The sequence below is a fragment of the Nonomuraea turcica genome, from assembly GCF_030718205.1.
Classification (GTDB): Bacteria; Actinomycetota; Actinomycetes; order Streptosporangiales; family Streptosporangiaceae; genus Nonomuraea.
This window is the reverse complement of record NZ_JAUZQF010000024.1, coordinates 64,684-84,409: the sequence shown is the minus strand read 5'-3', so window position 1 is coordinate 84,409 and position 19,726 is coordinate 64,684. Positions and strand designations below refer to the sequence as shown.

General features: G+C 70.0%; 16 protein-coding genes. 6 read left to right on the top strand and 10 right to left on the bottom strand.

Going from position 1 to position 19,726, the window contains the following annotated elements:
• Positions 1–7 precede the first annotated feature (7 nt).
• The 6 genes from Q9G87_RS45635 to Q9G87_RS45610 all read right to left on the bottom strand — a co-directional run bounded on the left by Q9G87_RS45635 (position 8) and on the right by Q9G87_RS45610 (position 5,667).
• Positions 8–1,207, bottom strand: coding sequence for an acyltransferase family protein (locus tag Q9G87_RS45635; protein ID WP_305922898.1), 1,200 nt, complete (start codon positions 1,205–1,207; stop codon positions 8–10).
• Between the two features lie 536 nt (positions 1,208–1,743).
• Positions 1,744–2,382: a TetR/AcrR family transcriptional regulator gene (locus tag Q9G87_RS45630; protein WP_305922897.1), complete on the bottom strand. Its 639-nt coding sequence runs from the start codon at positions 2,380–2,382 to the stop codon at positions 1,744–1,746.
• 118 nt (positions 2,383–2,500) lie between these two features.
• The gene (locus tag Q9G87_RS45625; RefSeq protein WP_305922896.1) at positions 2,501–2,671 is read right to left on the bottom strand and encodes a hypothetical protein; all 171 of its coding nucleotides are present in this window, start codon (positions 2,669–2,671) and stop codon (positions 2,501–2,503) included.
• Between the two features lie 6 nt (positions 2,672–2,677).
• The gene (locus tag Q9G87_RS45620) at positions 2,678–3,667 is read right to left on the bottom strand and encodes a substrate-binding domain-containing protein (RefSeq protein ID WP_305922895.1); all 990 of its coding nucleotides are present in this window, start codon (positions 3,665–3,667) and stop codon (positions 2,678–2,680) included.
• A 168-nt stretch (positions 3,668–3,835) separates the two neighbouring features.
• The gene (locus Q9G87_RS45615) at positions 3,836–4,861 is read right to left on the bottom strand and encodes a Gfo/Idh/MocA family oxidoreductase (RefSeq protein ID WP_305922894.1); all 1,026 of its coding nucleotides are present in this window, start codon (positions 4,859–4,861) and stop codon (positions 3,836–3,838) included.
• 23 nt (positions 4,862–4,884) lie between these two features.
• Entirely contained in the window at positions 4,885–5,667 is a 783-nt protein-coding gene (locus tag Q9G87_RS45610; RefSeq protein ID WP_305922992.1) for a TIM barrel protein, read from the bottom strand.
• 150 nt (positions 5,668–5,817) lie between these two features.
• On the opposite strand from Q9G87_RS45610, the gene Q9G87_RS45605 reads away from it, so the two are divergent.
• Positions 5,818–6,846, top strand: a complete 1,029-nt coding sequence (locus Q9G87_RS45605) for a LacI family DNA-binding transcriptional regulator (RefSeq protein WP_305922893.1) — start codon at positions 5,818–5,820, stop codon at positions 6,844–6,846.
• A 63-nt stretch (positions 6,847–6,909) separates the two neighbouring features.
• Here the strand turns inward: Q9G87_RS45605 and Q9G87_RS45600 are convergent, their stop codons facing one another.
• Positions 6,910–7,647 carry an SDR family NAD(P)-dependent oxidoreductase gene (locus tag Q9G87_RS45600; RefSeq protein ID WP_305922892.1) on the bottom strand — a complete coding sequence of 246 codons (738 nt, stop codon included), beginning with the start codon at positions 7,645–7,647 and terminating at the stop codon, positions 6,910–6,912.
• A 130-nt stretch (positions 7,648–7,777) separates the two neighbouring features.
• Here Q9G87_RS45600 and Q9G87_RS45595 point away from each other — a divergent pair, with 130 nt between their 5' ends.
• The 3 genes from Q9G87_RS45595 to Q9G87_RS45585 all read left to right on the top strand — a co-directional run bounded on the left by Q9G87_RS45595 (position 7,778) and on the right by Q9G87_RS45585 (position 11,624).
• The gene (locus Q9G87_RS45595) at positions 7,778–8,425 is read left to right on the top strand and encodes a TetR/AcrR family transcriptional regulator (RefSeq protein WP_305922891.1); all 648 of its coding nucleotides are present in this window, start codon (positions 7,778–7,780) and stop codon (positions 8,423–8,425) included.
• A 191-nt stretch (positions 8,426–8,616) separates the two neighbouring features.
• Entirely contained in the window at positions 8,617–8,814 is a 198-nt protein-coding gene (locus Q9G87_RS45590) for a hypothetical protein (protein WP_305922890.1), read from the top strand.
• Positions 8,811–11,624, top strand: coding sequence for a helix-turn-helix transcriptional regulator (locus Q9G87_RS45585; protein ID WP_305922889.1), 2,814 nt, complete (start codon positions 8,811–8,813; stop codon positions 11,622–11,624). Before Q9G87_RS45590 ends, Q9G87_RS45585 begins: the two co-directional genes overlap by 4 nt.
• Positions 11,625–11,645: 21 nt before the next feature.
• Here the strand turns inward: Q9G87_RS45585 and Q9G87_RS45580 are convergent, their stop codons facing one another.
• The gene (locus Q9G87_RS45580) at positions 11,646–11,990 is read right to left on the bottom strand and encodes a UBP-type zinc finger domain-containing protein (RefSeq protein WP_305922991.1); all 345 of its coding nucleotides are present in this window, start codon (positions 11,988–11,990) and stop codon (positions 11,646–11,648) included.
• A gap of 221 nt (positions 11,991–12,211) precedes the next feature.
• On the opposite strand from Q9G87_RS45580, the gene Q9G87_RS45575 reads away from it, so the two are divergent.
• Positions 12,212–12,964 (top strand): SDR family oxidoreductase, encoded by a 753-nt coding sequence (locus Q9G87_RS45575; protein ID WP_305922888.1) that lies wholly within the window; start codon positions 12,212–12,214, stop codon positions 12,962–12,964.
• 69 nt (positions 12,965–13,033) lie between these two features.
• Here Q9G87_RS45575 and Q9G87_RS45570 read toward each other — a convergent pair whose 3' ends face one another.
• The gene (locus Q9G87_RS45570; RefSeq protein ID WP_305922887.1) at positions 13,034–13,834 is read right to left on the bottom strand and encodes an SDR family NAD(P)-dependent oxidoreductase; all 801 of its coding nucleotides are present in this window, start codon (positions 13,832–13,834) and stop codon (positions 13,034–13,036) included.
• A gap of 115 nt (positions 13,835–13,949) precedes the next feature.
• Entirely contained in the window at positions 13,950–16,214 is a 2,265-nt protein-coding gene (locus Q9G87_RS45565; protein WP_305922886.1) for an ATP-binding protein, read from the bottom strand.
• Between the two features lie 179 nt (positions 16,215–16,393).
• Here Q9G87_RS45565 and Q9G87_RS45560 point away from each other — a divergent pair, with 179 nt between their 5' ends.
• Complete coding sequence (locus tag Q9G87_RS45560) at positions 16,394–19,249, top strand: helix-turn-helix transcriptional regulator (RefSeq protein WP_305922885.1); 2,856 nt, start codon at positions 16,394–16,396, stop codon at positions 19,247–19,249.
• Positions 19,250–19,726: the final 477 nt, after the last annotated feature.

The window sequence follows — 19,726 nt, the reverse complement described above, 5'->3', positions numbered from 1 at the left end:
GGCGAAGTCATGCCGTCGCGCGGGCGGCGCCGGCGTGCCGGTCGGCCAGGCGGCGGCCGACGCGCTGCAAGGGCTGCTCGACCAATCGATGGGTCAGCCAACTGCTCGGCAGCAGCACGCTGAGGAAGGCGACGCTGATGCCGATCTGCAGGGGCATGGGTGACCAGCGCATCTCTCCCGTCAGCTGCATGACGATGAGGAGGATCGGCAGGTGTACCAGGTAGAGGGAGTAGCTGATAGTGCCGAGCCAGGCGAGGAAGGCGGGAACGCGGCGGCCCCGCCAGGCCATCGCGCCGGCGAAGGTGGTGCCGGCAAGGACGATGGTCAGGCCCCACACGTCCGGCTGGACCCACCACCAGCCGGCGTTGGTCGCCCAGACAGGCGTCGACGTCACTAGTAAGGCGGCGATGGCCACCGGCCACAGCCGGCCCTGGCCATGCTCCCACCGGCGGATCGCGGTGCCGGTGAACATGATGGCGAGCATCGCCGCGGCGAACCATGGCACGCGGCTGCTCAGGATCAATGTCAGCGCCATGACGCCCAGGACGCAGGCTCCGGCGGTACCCGCGCGCCCGGAGATCACACAGGTCAGGCCAATGACAAACGCGGCCAGCGACAGCCAGGCCAGCCAGGTGCCCGACAGCGGCGGCCCGGATAGCACGAGGCCTGCGATGAGAGCGATCAAGGCGAACAGAACCGGGAGCGCACCGCGTCTGCCGCGCCAGCCGGTCACGAACAGCGCGACGACCAGCAGATAGAAGAGCATCTCGTACGACAGCGTCCACATGGTGTTCAGCACACCGGCCGCTCCTACCGCGTCCATCAGCATCGTGGCGTGCGCGGCCACCGAAGAAGCGTCGCGGGCCACCTCCGGACGGATCGGGATCCACCACGCCAGGGCCAGGACCAGGCCGATGACCGTGAGGTAGAGCGGGTAGAGGCGGAAAAGGCGGCCGATCCAGAAGGCCCGCACGTCGCCGTGTCGTTCCAGCGAGGTCGGGATGATGTATCCGCTGACCAGGAAGAACACCAGCACGCCGTACATGCCCAGGTTGAACGCGGTGGGCCGTAGCCAGGGCATGGCCCAGGTCGTCAGGTGTTCGCCGACGACCGCGAGCGCACCGATACCGCGCAGCGCATCCAGCCACGCGAGCCTGGAAGGCGCCGCCTGCACGGTTTGGGGGGCTTTAAGGTGGGCGGTCGCCATATGCCCAACGTATCGGAGCGGTGATCCGAAGGCGGACACATCGACCATTGGGGCAAGTATCGACATTACGCAGCGTTCCCAGGGACAACACGACGTCCGATCGCGCCCTCGAAGGACCGGGCGGCTCAGCCCCGCGCCTGGTCAGGCATCGTAGAAGTTTGCTACCCATGAGGGATGGGTGACATGGGGCTGACCGTGGGTGACGTGGTCGGTGAGGTCGGTCTGCGGCTCTGATGGGCAAAGAGCAGTGGAGCCGGCCGCTGGTCCGCCGGGAGCTTAGCGAACTGCTAGGCGGTCAGCAGAGGCAGAGCCGCGAAGTCGTGGTCCCCCCAGTGGTCCGGACCTCGGGTTCGGCGGACTGACGGGATTGTCCTGCGGTCATCGGAGTGCTCCTTGCTGATCAGGCTTGTGGTGTCGGGGGAATCAGATGCCGGGAATCGCGCCGTCCCGGGCGTCCCTTCAGCTCGCCGGAAGCGCGCTGCCAAGCGGTCTTGGAGGCGGTGCCGGGGGCGGGCTCCGGCACCCTCAGCGGAGGGCTACTCGGTGGACGTTCGAATCTGAGGCAGAGCCGGGAAACCGGTGACCGACGCGGCCTTGATGAGGAGGGGCCAGATGGCGGCGGCCAACTCCTCGGGGGTGCCGGGACAGTCGCGGCGGAGCCAGCCGATGACGGCGCCGAGCACGGCGCCGGCGATGAACGCGGCCTCCGGATCGTGGGAAATGTCAGCGGGGTCGTCGGCGTGGGTGGATGGTCCGGTGTGAGTGAGTCTGCGGTTGACGTGGGAGGCAACCGCGATGCGCTGGAGCAGGTGATTGATCACCCGGGCGCTGCCGTCGGCGCCGAGCAGGGTCCGGTAGAGGTGGGCGTGCTCGGCGACGTGGGAGAACATCGGCGTCAGCGGGTTGTCCGCGGGCTCGGTGCTGGATATGAGGTGCAGGCCGAACATGGGGGTGGCGGCGACCAGTTCGTCGAACGTCGCGGTGCACGCGGAGGCGGCCAGGTCGTGCACGTCGGTGTAGTGCTCATAGAACGTTGATCGGTTGACGCCTGCGCGTTTGGTGATGTCGGCGATCGCAATCTGGGTCAGCTCGCGTTCCGCGATGAGCTCCCACAACGCGGCCTCCAGGGCCGATCGGGAGCGACGGGTGCGTGGATCCGAGGGTTGCGCAGGCATGGCGCCATCGTATTACTATCCAACGCATGTTGGACAACCAACGAGTGTTGGAGATTGGTGATTCATTGTGCGCCCGGCGAGGGGAGTGATCATGTCGCGGATCGTTGCGCGGCGAGGGCTACCAGGTCACGCCCCTTGTGGTCGATGTGTCCTCGCGTGAGGAGGTGGCCGCGCCGACGAGGGAGCCGACCTCGGGCCTTCTCAGCATCCGTACCGCGAGCGAACGGGTGGCGACCCGGTCGTCCAGGGTCGCCTCCGTTCTGCCCGGCTCTGTTGCCGCAGCAGTCATGTCACCTCACCTCGTGCCGCCCGCGGCGAACTGCTCCACCGCGGTGACGTTGGTCTTGTCGATGAACGCCGGCCCGGTCAGGGTCGCCTGGCCGCCGCCGATGACGTTGCCGTTGGTCTTGTAGAGCCACAGGCTGTCCACCGCGAGGTAGCCCTGCAGGAAGGGCTGCTGGTCGACCGCCCACTCCACCTGGCCGTTCTTGATGGCGGTCACGAGCTCCTTGTTGGTGTCGAAGGTGACGACCTTGGCCGAGCTGCTGGCGTCCTTGACGGACTTGGCGGCGGTCAGCGCGAACGGCGCGCCGAGGGTCAGCACCCGGTCGATGCCAGGGTCCTGCTGGAGCTTGGAGGTGATGGCCGCCTGCACGCTCGGCATGTCGGTGCCGGTGACGTAGATCTTCTCGGTGTCGGGGAAGGACGCCTTCGTGCCGTCGCAGCGGGCTTCCAAGCCGACGTGGCCCTGCTCCTGGATGACGCACAGCGCCTTCTTCGCGCCGTCGGTCTTCAGCCGCGCGCCGGCCGCCTCACCGGCGATCTTCTCGTCCTGGCCGAAGTATTCGAGCACGCCCATGCTCTTCCACTGGTCGATGCCGCCGTTCAGCGCGACGACCGGGATGCCGCCCGCCAGCGCCTTCTCCACGTTGGCCTTCATGGCGTCGGGCTTGGCCAGGGTGACCGCGATGCCGTCGACCTTCTTGTCGATGGCCGTCTGAACGAGGTTGGCCTGGTTCGCGCCGTCCGGATCCGACTGGTACTCCAGTTTGATGTTGCCCTTGGCCGCCGCGGCCTCGGCGCCCTTGCGCACCAAATCCCAGAAGGTGTCACCGGGAGCCGCGTGCGTGATGAAGGCGACCGTCATCGTCGGCGCGCCGGAGGCGGAGGCGGGCGCGGAGGCCGCTTCGGTGCTCTGCTTGCCTCCGCTGGAACTGCACGCCGCCAACGCGAGCGCCATCATGCCGCTGGTCACCGCTATGGCGATGCTTGATGTGCGGGCCATTGTTCTCTGCCTTTCTGTCCGCCCCGGGGAGTTGAGGGCGGGTCGGGGGTGGGTCATGCTCTCTAGCTGTCAGGTGCTGCCGGCGCCGTGTGCGTCGGCGACGCCTCGTCCCCGCACCCCCCAGTGCGGGATCGTCAGTGGGAGACCGTGGATGATCGGCTGCCGCGGTCACAGGTGTTCGCGATCGCCGACGCGGACGGGGCCGCCGGCGGTGATCGACTCGATGGCTGCGAGGGCGATGGTCAGGGCGGCGCGGGCGTCCTCGCCGGTGACCGCGGGAGTGCGGCCGGTGCGGACGCAGTCGGCGAAGTCGGCGAGTTCGGCCACGTACGCGTCGTGGAAGAGGTCCTGGTCGTAGGTGACGCACTCGGCGGCGGCGCCGTCCGGGCCGTACGCGGTGAGGTGGGTCCTGCGGAGGTCGCCCATGGTGAGCATGCCCGCCGATCCGAAGACCTCGCCGCGTACGTCGTAGCCGTAGACGGCCTGGAAGCTGGCCTCGGCCGTGGCGATGGCGCCGTTGTCGAAGCGGACGGTGACCACGGCGGTGTCGAGCAGGCCGCCGGCTTTGAAGTCGGGGCGGACCAGGGCGTCGGCCATGGCGAAGACCTCGACGGCTTCGGCGCCGGGGTTGAGGTAGCGCAGGGTGTCGAAGTCGTGGATGAGGGTCTCCAGGAAAATCGTCCACGGCGGCACGCGAGCGGGGTCGGCCAGTTTCGGGTCGCGAGTGAGGGAGCGCAGGAGTTGAGGTGTGCCGATGGCGTCGGCGGCGATCTTGTCGTGGGCCGCGCGGAAGCCGGTGTCGTACCGCCGGTTGAAGCCCACCTGGAGAGGCACGCCCGCTTTGGCTGCGGCGGTGATGGCGCGGTCGGCCTCGGCGAGCGTGACGGCCATGGGCTTTTCGCAATAGACGGCCTTGCCTGCTTGGGCGGCCGCTTCGACGAGGTCGGCGTGGGTGCGCGCCGGGGTGACGATCACCACGGCGTCGATGTCCGGATCGTCGAACAACTCGCCGACGTCGGTCGTCACCTTGGGGCAGCCGAGCCGGTCGGCCAGGCGCTGCGCGGCGCCGGGGACCGGGTCGGCCAGCGCGGCGAGCCGGACACCGGGAAGGCGGCGGGCCAGGGTCTCGGCATGAAGGGCGCCCATCCGTCCGGCTCCGGCGAGGCCGATGGCGAGGGGCTGCTGGTTGGTCATGCGCGGTCTCCGTATGTCGGGTTTCAGAGGGTGAAGGCGGAGCGGAAACGCTCCAGGGCCAGGGCGCTGTCGCGGGAGGCCCACGCCTCCATCGCGACCGTGCCGTCATAGCCGAGGTCGGCCAGAGCACGGGCGACGGCCGGGTAGTTGATCTCCCCCGTCCCCGGTTCGCGGCGGCCGGGCACGTCGGCCACCTGGATCTCACCGATCAGGCCCGCGGCATGGGCCCGGCGGACCAGCTCGATCAGGTTTCCCTCGCCGATCTGCGCGTGGTAGAGGTCGAGGTTCATCCGCAGGCCTGGCCTGTCCACGGCGGCGACCAGGGCCAGGGTGTCAGCGGCCGTGGCGAACGGCACGCCGGGGTGGTCGACGGCGGTGTTGAGATTCTCCAGGGTGAACATCACACCGGCCCGTTCGCCCAGCTCGGCGAGGCGGGTGAGCGTGCGGTGGGCGGCCATCCACATCGGTCCGGTGGCCTCGCCGGTCACCGGCGTCACCGGCAGGCCTTTGTCGTCGAGGCCGGTGCCGTGCAGGTTGAGCCGGTGGCAGCCCAGCCGCTCGGCGGCCTTGACCGACTCCTCGGCGGTGCGCAGCAGCTCCGCCGCACCCTCCTCATCGGTAAGGCTGCCGCGCAGGTAGCCGGTCATCGAGGAGAAGACGGCGCCCGTACGCGCCAGCGTGGCCAGGTCGTGCCGGCTCCAGTCCCAGATCTCGACCTGGAACCCGGCGTCATGGATGCGCCGCGCGCGCTCCTGAATCGACACGTCCGTGAAGACCATCTCGGCGCAGACCGCCAACGTGTACATCGTCACCCATCCGTCTATAACGTTCTAGTCTTTTAGCAGTAGGCCAGCAGGCGGACGGCCTTGTCAAGGGTTCGCGGTGCCGGTGACTAGAACGTTGCAGTATGGTGGAGCAGCGTCTTCACAGGACGGTTCCATCGAGGAGGGCAGCAAGTGCCACGAAGCCCCGCGGGCTCGGAGGGGAGACGACCGACCCTGGCCGACGTCGCGGCACGGGCGGGCGTGTCCACGGCGCTGGTCTCCATCGTCATGCGAGGGGCCAAGGGCGCCAGTGCCGACACACGTGAGCGGGTGCAGCAGGCCGCGAAGGAGATCGGCTACCGGCCGGACGCCCGGGCGCGGCTGCTGCGCAGCAACCGCTCACGGCTGCTCGGGGTGCAGTTCGGGCTCCAGCATCCGTTCCACACCGATCTGGTGGAGGGCATCTACGCCGCGGCCGAGCCGGCCGGCTACCAGGTCGCCCTCAGCGCCGTCACGGCCGGCCGCAGCGAGCGGCACGCCGTCGAGACCTTGCTCGCCGATCGGTGCGAGGCCCTGATCCTGCTCGGCCCGCAGGCCCCGGCCGCCCAGCTGGCCGAGCTCGCGACCCAGTTGCCGGTCGTCTCCGTGGCCCGCCGGCTGCGCGGGACGACGGCCGGGGTGGACGTCGTACGGACCGCCGACGACGAAGGCGCCCGCCAGGCCGTCGACCACCTGGTGGCGGCCGGCCATCGCGACATCGCCCACATCGACGGCGGCCGGGCGCCGGGCGCCGCGGACCGGCGCCGAGGCTATCGGACCGCCATGAGCCGGCACGATTTGAACCGCTATATCCGGATCGTGCCCGGTGGGCTGACCGAGGACGATGGGGCGGCGGCCGCGCGCGCCCTCCTCAGCGGCGATCCCCGGCCGACCGCCATCCTGGTTTTCAACGACCGCTGCGCCACTGGCGTCCTGGACACGTTCCTGCGCGCCGGCCTGGCCGTTCCTGGCGAGATCTCGGTCGTGGGCTTCGACAACAGCCACCTGGCCCGCCTGGCCCACATCGACCTCACCACCGTCGGGCAGGACATCCCGCGCCTGGCGCGCCTGGCGGTGGAGCGAGCCATCGCACGACTGGAGGGCAAGCCGGTGGCCGAGAAGGAGATCGTTATCGCGCCGCATCTCATCATCCGCGGCACCACAGCCTCCGCTCCCGCATAACCGCGCCGCAAACTCCGCAGGAGCAGGCCGAACGAGCCGGCCATCCATTCTCCTCGACAGCGCCTACCGGGTCTGGTCGGTGGGGCGGATGAGGATCTCGTTGACCGCGACGTGCTGCGGCTGGGTGACCGCGTACACGACAGCATTGGCGATGTCCTCGGGCTGCAGGGTGCGCATAGAGGTGGCCATCTGCTGCGCGGCGGCCCGCATCGTGGGGTCGGTGATGTGGTCGGCCAGTTCGGTGGCGACGAAGCCGGGCTCGACGACCACGACCCGCACGCCCTGGGCGGTGACCTCCTGTCGCAGCGCCTCGGAGAAGGCGGTGATGCCGAACTTCGTCGCCGCGTAGACGCCGCTGGCGGCCGACGCGATCCGGCCCGAGGTCGAGGAGACCTGCACGACGGCGCCCTTGCCCTCCAGCAGGTGCGGCAATGCCGCGTGGACCGTGTACATCGACCCGAGCAGGTTGGTCTCGACCATGCGCGTCCATTCCGTGGTGTCCGCTCCCGCGATGGGGCCGGCGAGCATCACCCCGGCGTTGTTCACCAGGATGTCCAGGGCGCCGAAGCGCTCGACGGTCTTCGCGACCGCGGCCCGCACCGATTCCTGGTCGGTCACGTCGAGTTCGAGGGCCAGCATCTCGCCGGCCGCCTTGTGCACCAGGGTGTCCAGCCGGTCGGCGCGCCGTGCCCCGACTGCGACTCGGGCCCCTTCCGCTGAGAGGGCCAGCGCAGTGGCCTCGCCGATGCCCGACGACGCTCCAGTGACGAGGGCGACCTTTCCGGCCAACGTGTTGTTCATGTTCTTCCTTTCCGAAGAGGCTCACGTGTTCCGCAGCCCGCTAAGCGGACCAGCCGGTCACCTTAGTTTAGCACCAAACCGGACCGGTTGGTCATCTTAGGAAGTACACTGATGAACGGGAGGGAGAGGCATGACTGGAACGACGTCCGCTGTCCCGTCGCGCAGTGACGCGGTGCGCAACCGTCGGCTGCTTCTGGACGCCGCGGCCGAAGCGTTCGCCGAGTGCGGAGCCGAGGTGTCCATCGGTGAGATCGCGCAACGTGCCGGAGTGGGGAAGGGGACGGTCTTCCGCCACTTCTCCTCCAAGGAGGAGCTACTGGCGGCGATCATGCTCGGCATGCTCGACGAGCTCGTGGACACCGCCACCGCGCTGCTCACGGCCGACGATCCCGGCCTGGCGCTGCGCGAGTTCATGACCGCCGGCGTGGAGACCTTCGTCAGAGATCGGGCGTTCTGCGAGGTCATCGGGCGCCCGTCCCTGCAGAACGCGCAGGTACGTGACGCGATCGATCGCCTGTGCGAGGCCGCGGAAGCGCTCACCGATCGCGCCCGCCAACAGGGCGTCGTCCGCCCTGACCTCACCGGCACCGATGTCGCCCTCCTGCTGGCCGGCATCCAGCACACGGCGGCGCCGCTGCTGACCACCGAGCCGCAGGCGTGGCGCCGGTACCTGGAGCTGATCCTCGACGGCATCACCACCTCAACGGGGCGAAGCCTTCCGCATCCACCGCCACACCGCCTGCCCCTCGCGAACCCCGACCCCGATCGGGGGCGCTGATCAGCTAGATCAAGCGCCCGCGTCGGGTTCGGCTCCTGCGTGCTGCGCCTGACCCTCCCAAGATCGTGGGCAGCCGCAACCGTGGACCAGGGTACGGACTAGGGTCTCCCCAGGGCGCGATGGACAGGCCCAAAGAGCGACTGTGATCGCAGTGGCATCAGCCGGGATGCCGTGTGCGCATGGAGTCGCGAGTGACCACGAAGGTGTTGGAGTCGCACAGAGACGACGCGGCGCAGACCAGTCCGACGGTCTCCGCAGTCGTTGACCAGTTGATCAGCGAGTTTGACACTGCCGCTTCGGTGTTCGTCACCACAGGGCCTCAGGTATTAGCGGTCGCGTGCCGCGTCCTCGGAGAAGCGATCGAGGCCGAGGATCGGAGGGCGGCATGAACGCGCGTGAAGCGGAGGTCGGCGCCGCCGCCGAGTTCGGCCGTTACAGGCTGCGCGGACGACAGCCCGAGGTCGCCACTCTGCGGACCCACTTGGCCGCGCTGTCCTCCGGCAGGGGCGCGACGGTGCTCATCCAAGGCAGTCCCGGCATCGGCAAGACCCGCATGCTCACCGAGGCGCGCCACATGGCCGAGGAGACAGGACTCCGCGTGATGTACGGCGGAGGTGACCCGGACGGGCAGATGATCCCCTTCGGCGCGCTGCTCGGAGCCCTGCACTCCAGCCCCGACCCGATTCTCCCGGCCGACGAGGTCCAGGCCGCGCAGGCGACCGCAAAACGCTACTGGTTGCTGCAGGAGCTCCACGAGCACCTGGAACGCGCTGCCCTGACCGCACCGCTGGTGATCGCCATCGACGATCTCCAATGGTGCGACGAGGGCACCCTCCTGGCACTGCGAACCCTGCCGCAGCGCCTGTCCATGCATCCCATCGCCTGGATTCTCGCCGCACGAACGGGCCCGCTCACCCCGGACGTACGCACCACGATCTCCGCACTGAGTCTGCCGGGCGGCCACCTGCTCACCTTGGCCCCCTTATCGGACAAGGCGGTCGAGGCGATGACCGGCGACCTGCTGACGGCCACCCCGGAGCCAGGCATCCTCCACCTGGCGCAGCGAGCAGAGGGACGCCCGCTCCTGCTCACCGAACTCATCAACGGCATGCTCGATGAGGGGGTGGTCACCATCTCCGATGGCGTCGCGCGGTTGACTCAGCGGCGTCTGCCCCTGCGTTTCCATGTCTCCGTCCAGCACCGCCTGGAACAGGTCTCCCCGCTGGCCAAGAAGGCCGCGCAGATCGCGTCGGTTCTGGGCCGGACCGTCTCCCTCGAGCAGCTTGCCGAACTCACCGGAGAGTCCGCCGTCACGCTGCTTGAGCCGCTGGAGGAACTGCTGTCGGCCGACCTCCTGGCCGAGAGCGACGGCACGCTGCTGTTCAGCCATGACCTGATCCGCGAGGCCATCCAGGCGGCTTTGCCGGCGACGCTCCGCAAGGCGCTCCGCCGCCAGGCCGTGGACCTTCGACTGGCGCACGGCATCCCGGTCACGCAGATCGCCGCCGACCTCGCGGAGACCGCCGAGCCCGGCGACGACACGGCCACCGCACTGCTTCGCCAGGCCGCCCGCGACCTGGCGGTCACCGCGCCGTCGGCCGCCGTGGAGATGAGCCGCCGCGCGATCGAACTTGCCGCCCTTGACCCGCTGCGGCAAGCCGGCTTCATCGCCGAGGCCCTGCCTCTGTTCAGCCAGACGGGCCGCGCCGGCGAAGCCCTTGCACTGGCCGAGACCGCGCTGCGCCGGCCACTGCCGGTCGATGTCGAGGCAGGCATCAGGCTGGGGCTGACGCTCGCGGCCAACCAGTATTCCCTCACCGAGGCCATACGGCAGAGCCGCGCCGGAGTCGCACTGCCCGGCCTGCCGCTCCGCATCCGCGCTCAGTTGATGGCCATGCTGGCCTTCAACCTCGCCCTCGTCGGCGCTGAGGAGATCGTCGAGGCCGAACGACTGCTCCCGGCCGCGCTGGCCGCCGCTGATCAGGCGGACGACCAGGCTTCGCGTGCCACTCTGCTGAGCGTGGGCTCGATCATCGCCAACCATCGGCTCGACGTCCGCCGTGCGCTCGACCTCGCCGACCAGGCGGGCGCCGCGTTGCGCGACGTCCCCCACACCGACGTGCTGTGGATGCCCGGCGTCTGGAAGGCCGGCTTGCTCAGCATGCTGGGGCGCGTGGAGGAGGCGCTGGCCGAGGCCGATGACGGCGTACGTAAGGCCCAGCATCACGGCCAGGCCAACCTGCTGCGGCTGTGGGGCATCGCGCGCTGCCGGGTGTATCTGGACGCCGGCCGGCTGGCCGACGCCCGAGCCGAGGCCGAAGCGGTTCTGGCCATGTCCGACGAACTCGGTCCCCGTTCGTTCGACGACGCCACGGTCCGATACGTGCTCGGCCGCGTCGCCCTGCACACCGGCGACCCGCGGGAACTGGCGCGCGGCCGTGAATTCGCCGACGCCCTCATGCAGGTCGAAGCCGGGCAGACCCGGCGGGCAGGAGCGTGGCTGGCCGCCCAGGCCGCCGCCGACGACGGCGACCACGCCCGGGCCATGGAGCTGACCGCCGAGGGCGGCCGTTCCTACTATCGGCCCACCTCATCACTGTCCCACCCTGCCGACCCGGCCGACGAGCCTGTCCTCGTCCGGATGGCGTTGCGGGCCGGAGACCGCGCCCGCGCCACCCTGGTCACCGAGTTCGCCGAGACGCGTCACCACCACAACCCCGACATCCCGATCTACGCGGCCACGGCCTTGCACGCACGTGCCCTGGTGGACGGCGACGCCGGCCTGCTGGCTCGCGCCGTTGAGCTGTATCAGGACATCCCCCGGCCACTGGCTCTGGCGGGAGCCCTGGAGGACACCGGCACGATCCCCCACCTGGATACGGCACTGCAGTTGTACGAGCAGTCGGAGGCCGAACGCGACGCGGTCCGCGTACGCGATCGTCTCAAAGGCATGGGTGAGCGCCGATCACGCGCCGTTTCCAGCAGGCCGACCGAGGGCTGGGGCAGTCTCACCGCCTCTGAGCTGCAGATCGTCAGGCTGGTCGCGGGCGGCGCGACCAACAAGCAGGTCGCCGACCGGCTCTTTCTGTCCCCTCACACGGTCAGCACACATCTGTGGCATGCCTTCACCAAGCTCGGGATCAGCTCACGCGTCGAGCTGACCCGGCTCGTCCTCGAACACGACGCGGCCATGCAGTGATCGGACCGCTGCCGGCTGTGCCTAAGATCGGGAACTGCCGGAAGCCCTTGCGATCCGGGTTCTTCTCCGCCGCGGTGCCCGGCCCTGCCGAACGGACCCGAGATAGCGCAGGTCGGCATAGCACCATCCCCACAGGTCGCCGGGCTCCAAGGACGCGGTTGCCGGATGGGCGGTGGTCGCCCAGTGCGCGGCGGCGTGTCGGCCGGGCGAGGTGTCACAACAGCCGACATGGCCGCAGGTCAGGCATTCACGCAGTTCCACCCATTGGCCACCCGTCTGCAGGCACTCCTCACAGCCGTCGGCATGACCGGCCGGAACGGGCGGATGTGTCCCCTGCACATGGGGACACGAACCTGGGAGCTCCATGATCATGTTGCGCCTTTCCACGAAGTACGGCCCTGCGGATGAAACGCTCTCTTGCCGCATCGCCGCGCACATCGCACGAAGGCGTGAGTTCTGTGCCTGCCGACCGCTGCCTGGGTGGTCTCAAAAGAATTTCGCGGTAGCTGTCACGAGTCTGGAGGGCTGTCTTGTCTTAGCTACGTCCGGGTAGCAGCACGTGCCCCGGTGGACAGAGAGGATTGGCCATGAGGATTGTGGTAGTCGGCGGGACCGGGCTGATCGGTTCGAAGCTGGTGACGAAGCTGGGCGAGCACGGTCACGAGGCGGTGGCGGCGGCGCCTGACACCGGCGTGAACACCCTCACCGGTGAAGGACTGGCCGAGGTGCTGAAAGGCGCGTCGGTGGTGATCGACGTGTCGAACTCCCCGTCCTTCGAGGAGAAGGCCGTGCTGGAGTTCTTCGAGACCTCCACCCGCAACCTGCTCGCCGCCGAAGCCGCGGCCGGTGTCGGCCACCACGTCGCGCTGTCGGTGGTGGGTACGGAGCGCCCGCCCGGCAACCCCTACTTCCGCGCGAAGATCGCCCAGGAGAAGCTGATCGAGAACTCGTCGATCCCGTTCTCCCTTGTGCACGCCACCCAGTTCTTCGAGTTCGTCCGGCGCATCGCCGACGAGGCCACCGAAGGCGACAAGGTGCGGATGGCGCCCGTGCTCTTCCAGCCCATGGCGGGCGACGACGTGGCGCAGGCGGTCGGAAGGGTCTCGGTGGGCACGCCGCTGAACGGCCGCATCGAGATCGGCGGACCCGAGCAGTCCCGGATGGACGAGTTCTTCCGCGACACGCTGGCGTCCTGGGGCGATCCGCGCGAAGTGGTCACCGACCCGCACGCGCTCTACTTCGGGCAAGAGCTGCTGGAGCGGTCGCTGGTGCCGAATGACGGCGCCGCCCTCGGCACGATCCGCTACCGCGACTGGTCTGCCCAGAACGCCGGGAAGTAGCCCACGCGATGACCGTGGTCATCGCGGCCCCGGCACGCCATGCCGGCCGGACCTGTCTGGGGCCCGGAATCACGTGCCGCCTGGCGGCCGGTGACCGTTCTGCCCTGGCAGGTCGTGGTCGGAGGCGGTGCTGAGCGAGACCGGCCGCCACAGGTCGAGCTCCTGAGCCACGTGCTCGAGGTGGGCTTCGACATGGGCGACGGCGTCGGCGCCGAGCTGCAACCGCAGCGGAGGATCGTCGACGGCCAGGAGGTCGAGGATCGCGGCGGCTGCCTTGCCAGGATCCCCTGGCAGGAAGGGGCCGCGATCGAAGGCCGTCGGCAAGGTGGCGAATCGGCCGAGCTCGACGACGGTCACGCAGACGCCGAGCTCGTCCAGTTCAGCGCGGAGCGTCTCGCACAGCGCCTCGACGGCCGCCAGGGACGCGCCGTACAGACCCGAACCGGCCGGGGCAGCGAACCCGGCGGCCGAGCCGACGGCGATGACCCGCCCGGCCTGCTGCGCGGTCAGCACCGGCAGCACCGCGCGGGTCACCGCGAGCATCCCGAGGACGTTGACGTCGAACAGAGCGTGCGCCTGCGCGTGGGTCGCCTCCCGAAGAGGACCGCGGACGGTCCTGGCCGCGTCGTGGACCAGCACGTCGATCCGGCCGAAGCGGCGCATCGCCTGCTCGACCGCCGCCGCCGGCGCCTCCGGCACCAGCAGATCCAGCTCCAAGGGCAGCACTTCGCCGCCGACCCCGGCGAAGGCGTCCGTGACCGCGGCCAGGTCGCGGCCGGTGGCGACCACCCGGTGTCCTCGCCGCAGCGCTTCACGGGCGACACGGTGCCCGATGCCTCGTGCCGCGCCCGTAACGAACCAAACAGCCATGCATACCCGCCCCGATGTCGGCCTCCCCTGCTGGGAGACGGTGAGGACACCGTGTCAGCGGGCGCGACAGGCCACATCGCACGAATCTGCGATGTTTCGTCAGCGGCTCGCGTCGTCAGCTCGTCAGTGCCTCAAGCTCACGGCGCGCCTCGGCGGCCGGCTCGGTGTCACCGGATGCCTCGAACAGGCGTACCGCCTCCGTCAACGCGTGGCGGGCCTCCTCGACCCGGCCCACCTGCCGCAGTGCGGTGCCCAGGCCGCGCTGGGTGCCGCCCAAGGCCAAGGCAATCGGGTGGGCGCGCAGCTCGGGCAGTGCCTGCTGGAAGGCGTCGACCGCCTCCTCCCAGCGTTCCAGCGCGAGGTAGGCCGAGCCGAGCCTGCCCAGGGCGGTCCCCAGACTGAAGCTGACGATGGCTGGGGAACCGCCGTAGCCGGGGTCACGCAGCATGGTCACCAGTTCCAGGCAGCGCTCCACGGCCTCCTCCACCCGGCCCGCCCGCCGCAGGGCGCTGGTATAGGCCGTCATGGCTTGGGGATAGCCCTCCAGATCCCCGGCCTGCAGCAGGAGATCAGCGGCGCGCCGAATGTAGTCCAACTCACGCTCCAGGTTCGCCGGATCATCCCGGATGGCCCAGGTGGCATACACCAGCGCCCACCCTTGCTGGCGTACGTCGCCGACCTCGCGGGCCAGGTCCAAGGCCCGCAACGCGGCCGCCTCCGCATCCTCTGCACGGCCCTCACACCGATGCAGCGCCCAGGACAGATAGTTGAGATGCACCGCCTCCTGCAGCCGGTCGCCCATGGCTCGCGCCGCGCTGGAGGACAGATCGAACACCTCGCGCCAGTGCCCCCACGGGATCCACTGGTCGGAGAACCAGTGCATGGACTCGGCCACCTCGACCACCGTCGCGTGCTCGCCTTGACGAGCCACCGAGCGCAACGCCTCCAGCCAGGCCGTCCCCTCCGCCTGCAGCCAATCGCTCGCCTCCTGCCGGCTGCGGAGCGTGACCAGCGATCGCCAATCCGGTGCCGGCGCGCCGTACCCCGGCTCGAACCAGCGCCCGGCGACAACTGCCACCTCCAGCAGCCAGGCCTCCATGCGCCGGCGTGCCTCCTGCTGCGCCTCGACCGGCTCCTCCTTCGACAGCTGGGCGCGCGCATACAGCCGGACCAGGTCGTGGAAGCGATAGCGGGCAGGGTAGGGAGACTGCAGCAGGCCGAGCTCGACCAGTTCCTCCAGCGCGTCCTCGGCGTCGTCCAGGTCGAGTTGGGTGAGCACCGCGGCCAGGGGCGCGCCGAAGTCCGGCGCGGCGGCCAGCACGAGCCAGCGGAAGGTCTGCCGGGCGGTCGGGGTGAGCTGGTCGTACGAGAGCGCGAAAGCGGCGGCGACGTGCAGGTCCCCGGCTGCCAGGGCGTCAAGGCGGCGCTCCTCGTCACTGAGCCGTCCGGTGAGCTGTTTGATGGTCCAGCCCGGCCGGCTCTGCAGCCGGTTGCCCGCGATGCGCATGGCCAGTGGCAGATGGCCGCACAGCCGGGCGAGTTCATCGACCGCGTCCGGTTCGGCCGCCGAGCGGATGTCGCCCACGATGGCCCGCAACAGATCGGCGGCCTCCACGTCGGCGAGCTGGGCGAGTGGGACCTGGTGAACGCCCTCCAGCCCGGCCAGCGGGCGACGGCTGGTGATCAAGGTCATGCTGGGTCCGCCGCCTGGCAGCAGGGGGCGTACCTGGCTTTCGCTGGCCGCATTGTCGAGCACGATGAGGCAGCGCCGCTCGTTCAGCAGGGCCCGGTAGTGCCCCGCGCGTTCCTGCTCGTCGGCGGGGATGCTCGGCTCGGGCACGCCCAGCGCCTTCAGCAGCCGTGCCAGACCGTTCCCGCTCTCCAGTGGTGTGGCGTCCATGCCGCGCAGGTCGAGGAAGAACCGGCCGTCGGGGAACAGGTCAGCCAGCCGGCCGGCGGCGTGTACGGCCAGCGCGGTCTTGCCCATCCCCGCTGTCCCCCAGAGGGTCGCGGTGACGGCTGGACCGTCGTCACCGGTGTGCCGGGCGGCCAGCTCGCGCAACAGGCCGAGCTCATGCTCGCGGCCGGTGAAGTCGCCGATGCCCCGGGGCAGCTCACAGACCCCGGCGGTGGAGGGGGCAGGGCGCGGCCGTCCGGCCCGGGCGGCCGCGATGAGGGCGTCGTGGTCATCCGGTGGCAGACGCAACACCTCGGCCAGCGCGGCGACGGTACGGCGTTGCGGGCCGCGGCTGACGCCTCGCTCCATGTCGCCGATCGCCCGCACGCTCACCCCGGAGGCATGCGAAAGCTCCTCGATCGTCAGGTCCGCCGCCTGCCGGTGGGCTCTCAGCAGCGCTCCGAAGGACGCTTCCTCGCTCAACCCCTTGTCCTCCTCATCCCGGAGAGAGGCGGAATCTGCCGGCTACTTCTGCCTGTTGTTCTGCCTCGCCCCAGCGCCACCACGCTTGCTTCCATTGTCCTGTGCACCCAAGCGGATCAGGAAGCCATGACGTCTTCCCTGTCATCCGCCGAGCGGCAATCCACGGAAGGGATGAGCACATGAGCTGCAACGGTACGGCCGCGACGGCCTTCTCCGCGCCTTCCGCGTACATGCGGCACCGGACCCCAGACGCCGCGCCCACGCTGCCGCTACGCGGCCGGGAAGCCGAGATGCTGCTCCTGCGTGACCGGCTACGCACCCTGGCACAAGGGCAGGGCGGGGCTGTCCTGATCGAGGGACCGCCGGGAGCGGGCAAGTCGCGGCTGCTCGCCGAGGTTTCCGGCCTCGCCTTGACCGCCGGTCTACGCGTCCATGCGGGCGCCGGCGTGCCGGGCGGCCACGCCGTCCCCTTCGCCCCTCTGCTGGACGCGTTGCTGTCCGGCTCCGCCCCGCTTATGACACGCGATCGGCTCCTGACGTTGAGCGAAGCGGCGGATCAGCGCTTCTGGCTGTTGCAGGAGCTCCAGCACGAGCTGGAGCAAGCCGCGTCAGCCGCTCCTGTAGTGATCGTCATGGACGACCTGCAGTGGTGCGACGAAGCCACCCACAGCGCGCTGCGCACGCTGCCGACCCGCCTGTCCGGCCGGCCCATCCTGTGGGTGATGGCCACCCGCGAGCACCCCCATACCGGTCGGGCACGCGCATGGCCCATGGACAGAATCATCCTGCGGCCTCTGTCCGCGGCTGCCGTCGCGCTCTTGGCCCAGGACGTCCTCCAGGCCGTGGCCGAGCCCGCGCTGCTGGAACTCGCCGGCAAGGCCGACGGCCGCCCGCTGTTCCTGGTCGAACTGCTCAACGGGATGCGCGAGGAAGGCGCCATCACCATCAAGAAGGGAATGGCACACCTGAGAGCCGCCGGGCGCATCCCGATGCGTTTTCGTTCCTCCGTCCGGCACCGGCTCGACCAGCTCTCTCCACTGGCCCGCGACAGCGTGCGCTTCGCGGCCATGCTCGGCCGCGACATCGACGTCGAGGTGCTCGCCGAACTGCTGCGATGCTCGCCCGTCGAACTCATGGCCCCCTTGCAGGAGGCGCTCCACGCTGACCTGCTGACCGACGCCGATGGACGGCTCACTCTTCGTCATGACCTGATCCGCGAGGCCGTCCAGGTGGGCGTGCCGGCCGCTGTCAAGAACCTCGTACGCCGCCAGGCCGTCGATGTGCGTCTGCGGCGTGGCGCGGCGGTCATGGAGGTGGCCGCCGATCTGGCGGAGGTCGCCCAGCCGGGCGACCACGAGGCTGTCTCGCTGCTGCGCCGGGCTGCCACCGACGTCGCGCCCACCTCCCCGGCCACCGCGGTCGCCCTGAGCAGCCGCGCCCTGGAACTGGCTCCGGCGGACCACGCCGACCGCCCGGCATTGGTCGCCGAGACCATCATCCTGCTGTGGTTGAACGGACACGACGTCGAAGCGCGGACGATGGCCGACAACGCCCTGGCCGGCCTGCTGGAGCCGGAAGCCGAAGCGCAGGTGCGCTACAGCCTGGCCCGGATGTCGAGCCAGCGTTCCTCCACCGAGGCGGTCCGGCAGTGCCGCCTGGCGCTGGCCCTGCCGGGGCTGTCACCGGCGACCCGGGCGAAGCTGCTCGCCCTGCAGGCCCTCGCAATGATCGTGACCGACGACGTGGAGGAGACCGCTCGCGTGGTCGAGTCGGCGTTGCGGACCGCAGCCTCGTGCGGCAGTCGCGCCATCGAGGCCACGGCGATCGCGGTGGAGGCCACCGTCGCCTTCCACCGCATGGACTGGCAGCGTGCCATCGACCGGCAGGACGAGGCGGTGCGGCTGGCGACCGACGCGGGCATCCTTCACTCGCTGTGGGTTCCCGAATCCTGCTGGAAGAGCTCTCTGTGGAGCTCCGCCGGCGAGTCGCTGCGCGGGCTCGAAGAAGTCGACGCCGGACTCCGCGAGGCGCGATCGCGCGGACAAGCGAACGCCGTGGACGTGTGGTCGATGCACCGCGCCCGCATCCTGCTCGACGCCGGCCGCCTGGCCGACGCCCGCACCCAGGCCGAGGCGGTGCTCGCCATGGTCGAGGACCGGGGAGCGGGGAGCGGCGCCGACGTGACCGCCCTCTCCACACTCGGCCGAGCGGCGTTGTACTCAGGTGACCGGCAGGGCATCGCACGCTTCGTCGCCGACGGCCGTCGCATGATGCGCGACGAGGCGCGCTTCGTCGCCAGGACGGGCGCCTGGATGCTCGCCCTGGCAGCCGACGGCGAGAACGATCCGGCACACACCATGAAGTACGCGACGGCGGCGGTCGCGGCCGGCCCCGGCGGCCGGCCCGCGGCCACGCCGTTGGACCCGGCAGATGACGTGGTGTTCGTCCGCATGGCCTTGCGTGCCGGCGAACGGGGAGTCGCCGCGGACATGGTGCAGGTGGCCGAGGACCGCGCCGAGCGCAACCCGGGCTTTCCGTTCCTGGCCGCCATCGCGGCGCACGCCCGCGGGTTGATGGACGACGACGCAGCGTTGCTCGTACGGGCTGCCGAGCAACTCGCGGACTTCTCCCGGCCGATCGTACGCGCGTCGGCGCTGGAGGACGCAGGCCGCACCTTGACGGCGACCGACCGGAAAGCGGCCGTCGACCATCTGGACACGGCGCTGGAGCTGTACGTGCAGGCCGGCGCGCTGAGGGACGCGGCGCGGGGGCGGCGGCGGTTGCGCGATGCCGGGATACGGCGCCGTGGCCGCCGGAGCTCGGCTTCCGGCGCCACTCATGGCTGGGACGGGCTGACCGCCTCGGAGTTGCAGGTGGTTCGGCTGGTGGCCCAAGGCGCCACGAACCGGCAGGTGGCCGAGCGGCTGTTCCTGTCGCCGCACACCGTCAACACTCACCTGCGCCACGCCTACACCAAGCTGGACGTCAACTCGAGAGTCGAGCTGACGCGCCTGGTCGTCGAACACGACGGCTGATCAGATTCATCGGAAAGGAAGCGACGGCTACATGGCCTACCTGCCAGTCGGCGTCGACCACGGCCGTACCCCGGTCGAGCTCTACTGCGAGGACTACGGTCACGGTCGTCCTGTTGTCCTGCTCCATGACTGGCCCTTGTCCAGTCGCATGTGGGAGGCCCAACTTCCCGCGCTGGTGGAGGCCGGGGTACCGCGTCATCGCCTACGATCGCCGCGGCTTCGGCGGCTCCTCCCATCCGTACGACTACGACAGCGTCTGCGATTCTCTGTGTTTACCTGGGTATTTCAGGCAAATCGGGCGGGCGTGGCCGTGGCGGGCCGTCTGCGTACTGTCCCAGGGGAGTACGGGGGTGGCCGCGACGCGGTGGAAGCCGGTCCGCTGGTGAGGATCGCGTACAAGCCCTGCACGGCCTGCGGGTGGGCGGGTCGTCTGGGGTGCTTGGCCCGCCGGACGCTGTCCACTCCCGGCGGGGAGTG

Bases quoted from the DNA above. Each gene is read 5' to 3' on its own strand.
- Q9G87_RS45615 (WP_305922894.1), bottom strand. From the start codon at position 4,861: ATGACCAACCAGCAGCCCCTCGCCATCGGCCTCGCCGGAGCCGGACGG.
- Q9G87_RS45575 (WP_305922888.1), top strand. From the start codon at position 12,212: ATGAGGATTGTGGTAGTCGGCGGGACCGGGCTGATCGGTTCGAAGCTG.
- Q9G87_RS45620 (WP_305922895.1), bottom strand. From the start codon at position 3,667: ATGGCCCGCACATCAAGCATCGCCATAGCGGTGACCAGCGGCATGATG.
- Q9G87_RS45595 (WP_305922891.1), top strand. From the start codon at position 7,778: ATGACTGGAACGACGTCCGCTGTCCCGTCGCGCAGTGACGCGGTGCGC.
- Q9G87_RS45560 (WP_305922885.1), top strand. From the start codon at position 16,394: ATGAGCTGCAACGGTACGGCCGCGACGGCCTTCTCCGCGCCTTCCGCG.
- Q9G87_RS45610 (WP_305922992.1), bottom strand. From the start codon at position 5,667: ATGTACACGTTGGCGGTCTGCGCCGAGATGGTCTTCACGGACGTGTCG.
- Q9G87_RS45635 (WP_305922898.1), bottom strand. From the start codon at position 1,207: ATGGCGACCGCCCACCTTAAAGCCCCCCAAACCGTGCAGGCGGCGCCT.
- Q9G87_RS45625 (WP_305922896.1), bottom strand. From the start codon at position 2,671: ATGACTGCTGCGGCAACAGAGCCGGGCAGAACGGAGGCGACCCTGGAC.
- Q9G87_RS45580 (WP_305922991.1), bottom strand. From the start codon at position 11,990: ATGGAGCTCCCAGGTTCGTGTCCCCATGTGCAGGGGACACATCCGCCC.
- Q9G87_RS45630 (WP_305922897.1), bottom strand. From the start codon at position 2,382: ATGCCTGCGCAACCCTCGGATCCACGCACCCGTCGCTCCCGATCGGCC.
- Q9G87_RS45585 (WP_305922889.1), top strand. From the start codon at position 8,811: ATGAACGCGCGTGAAGCGGAGGTCGGCGCCGCCGCCGAGTTCGGCCGT.
- Q9G87_RS45570 (WP_305922887.1), bottom strand. From the start codon at position 13,834: ATGGCTGTTTGGTTCGTTACGGGCGCGGCACGAGGCATCGGGCACCGT.
- Q9G87_RS45600 (WP_305922892.1), bottom strand. From the start codon at position 7,647: ATGAACAACACGTTGGCCGGAAAGGTCGCCCTCGTCACTGGAGCGTCG.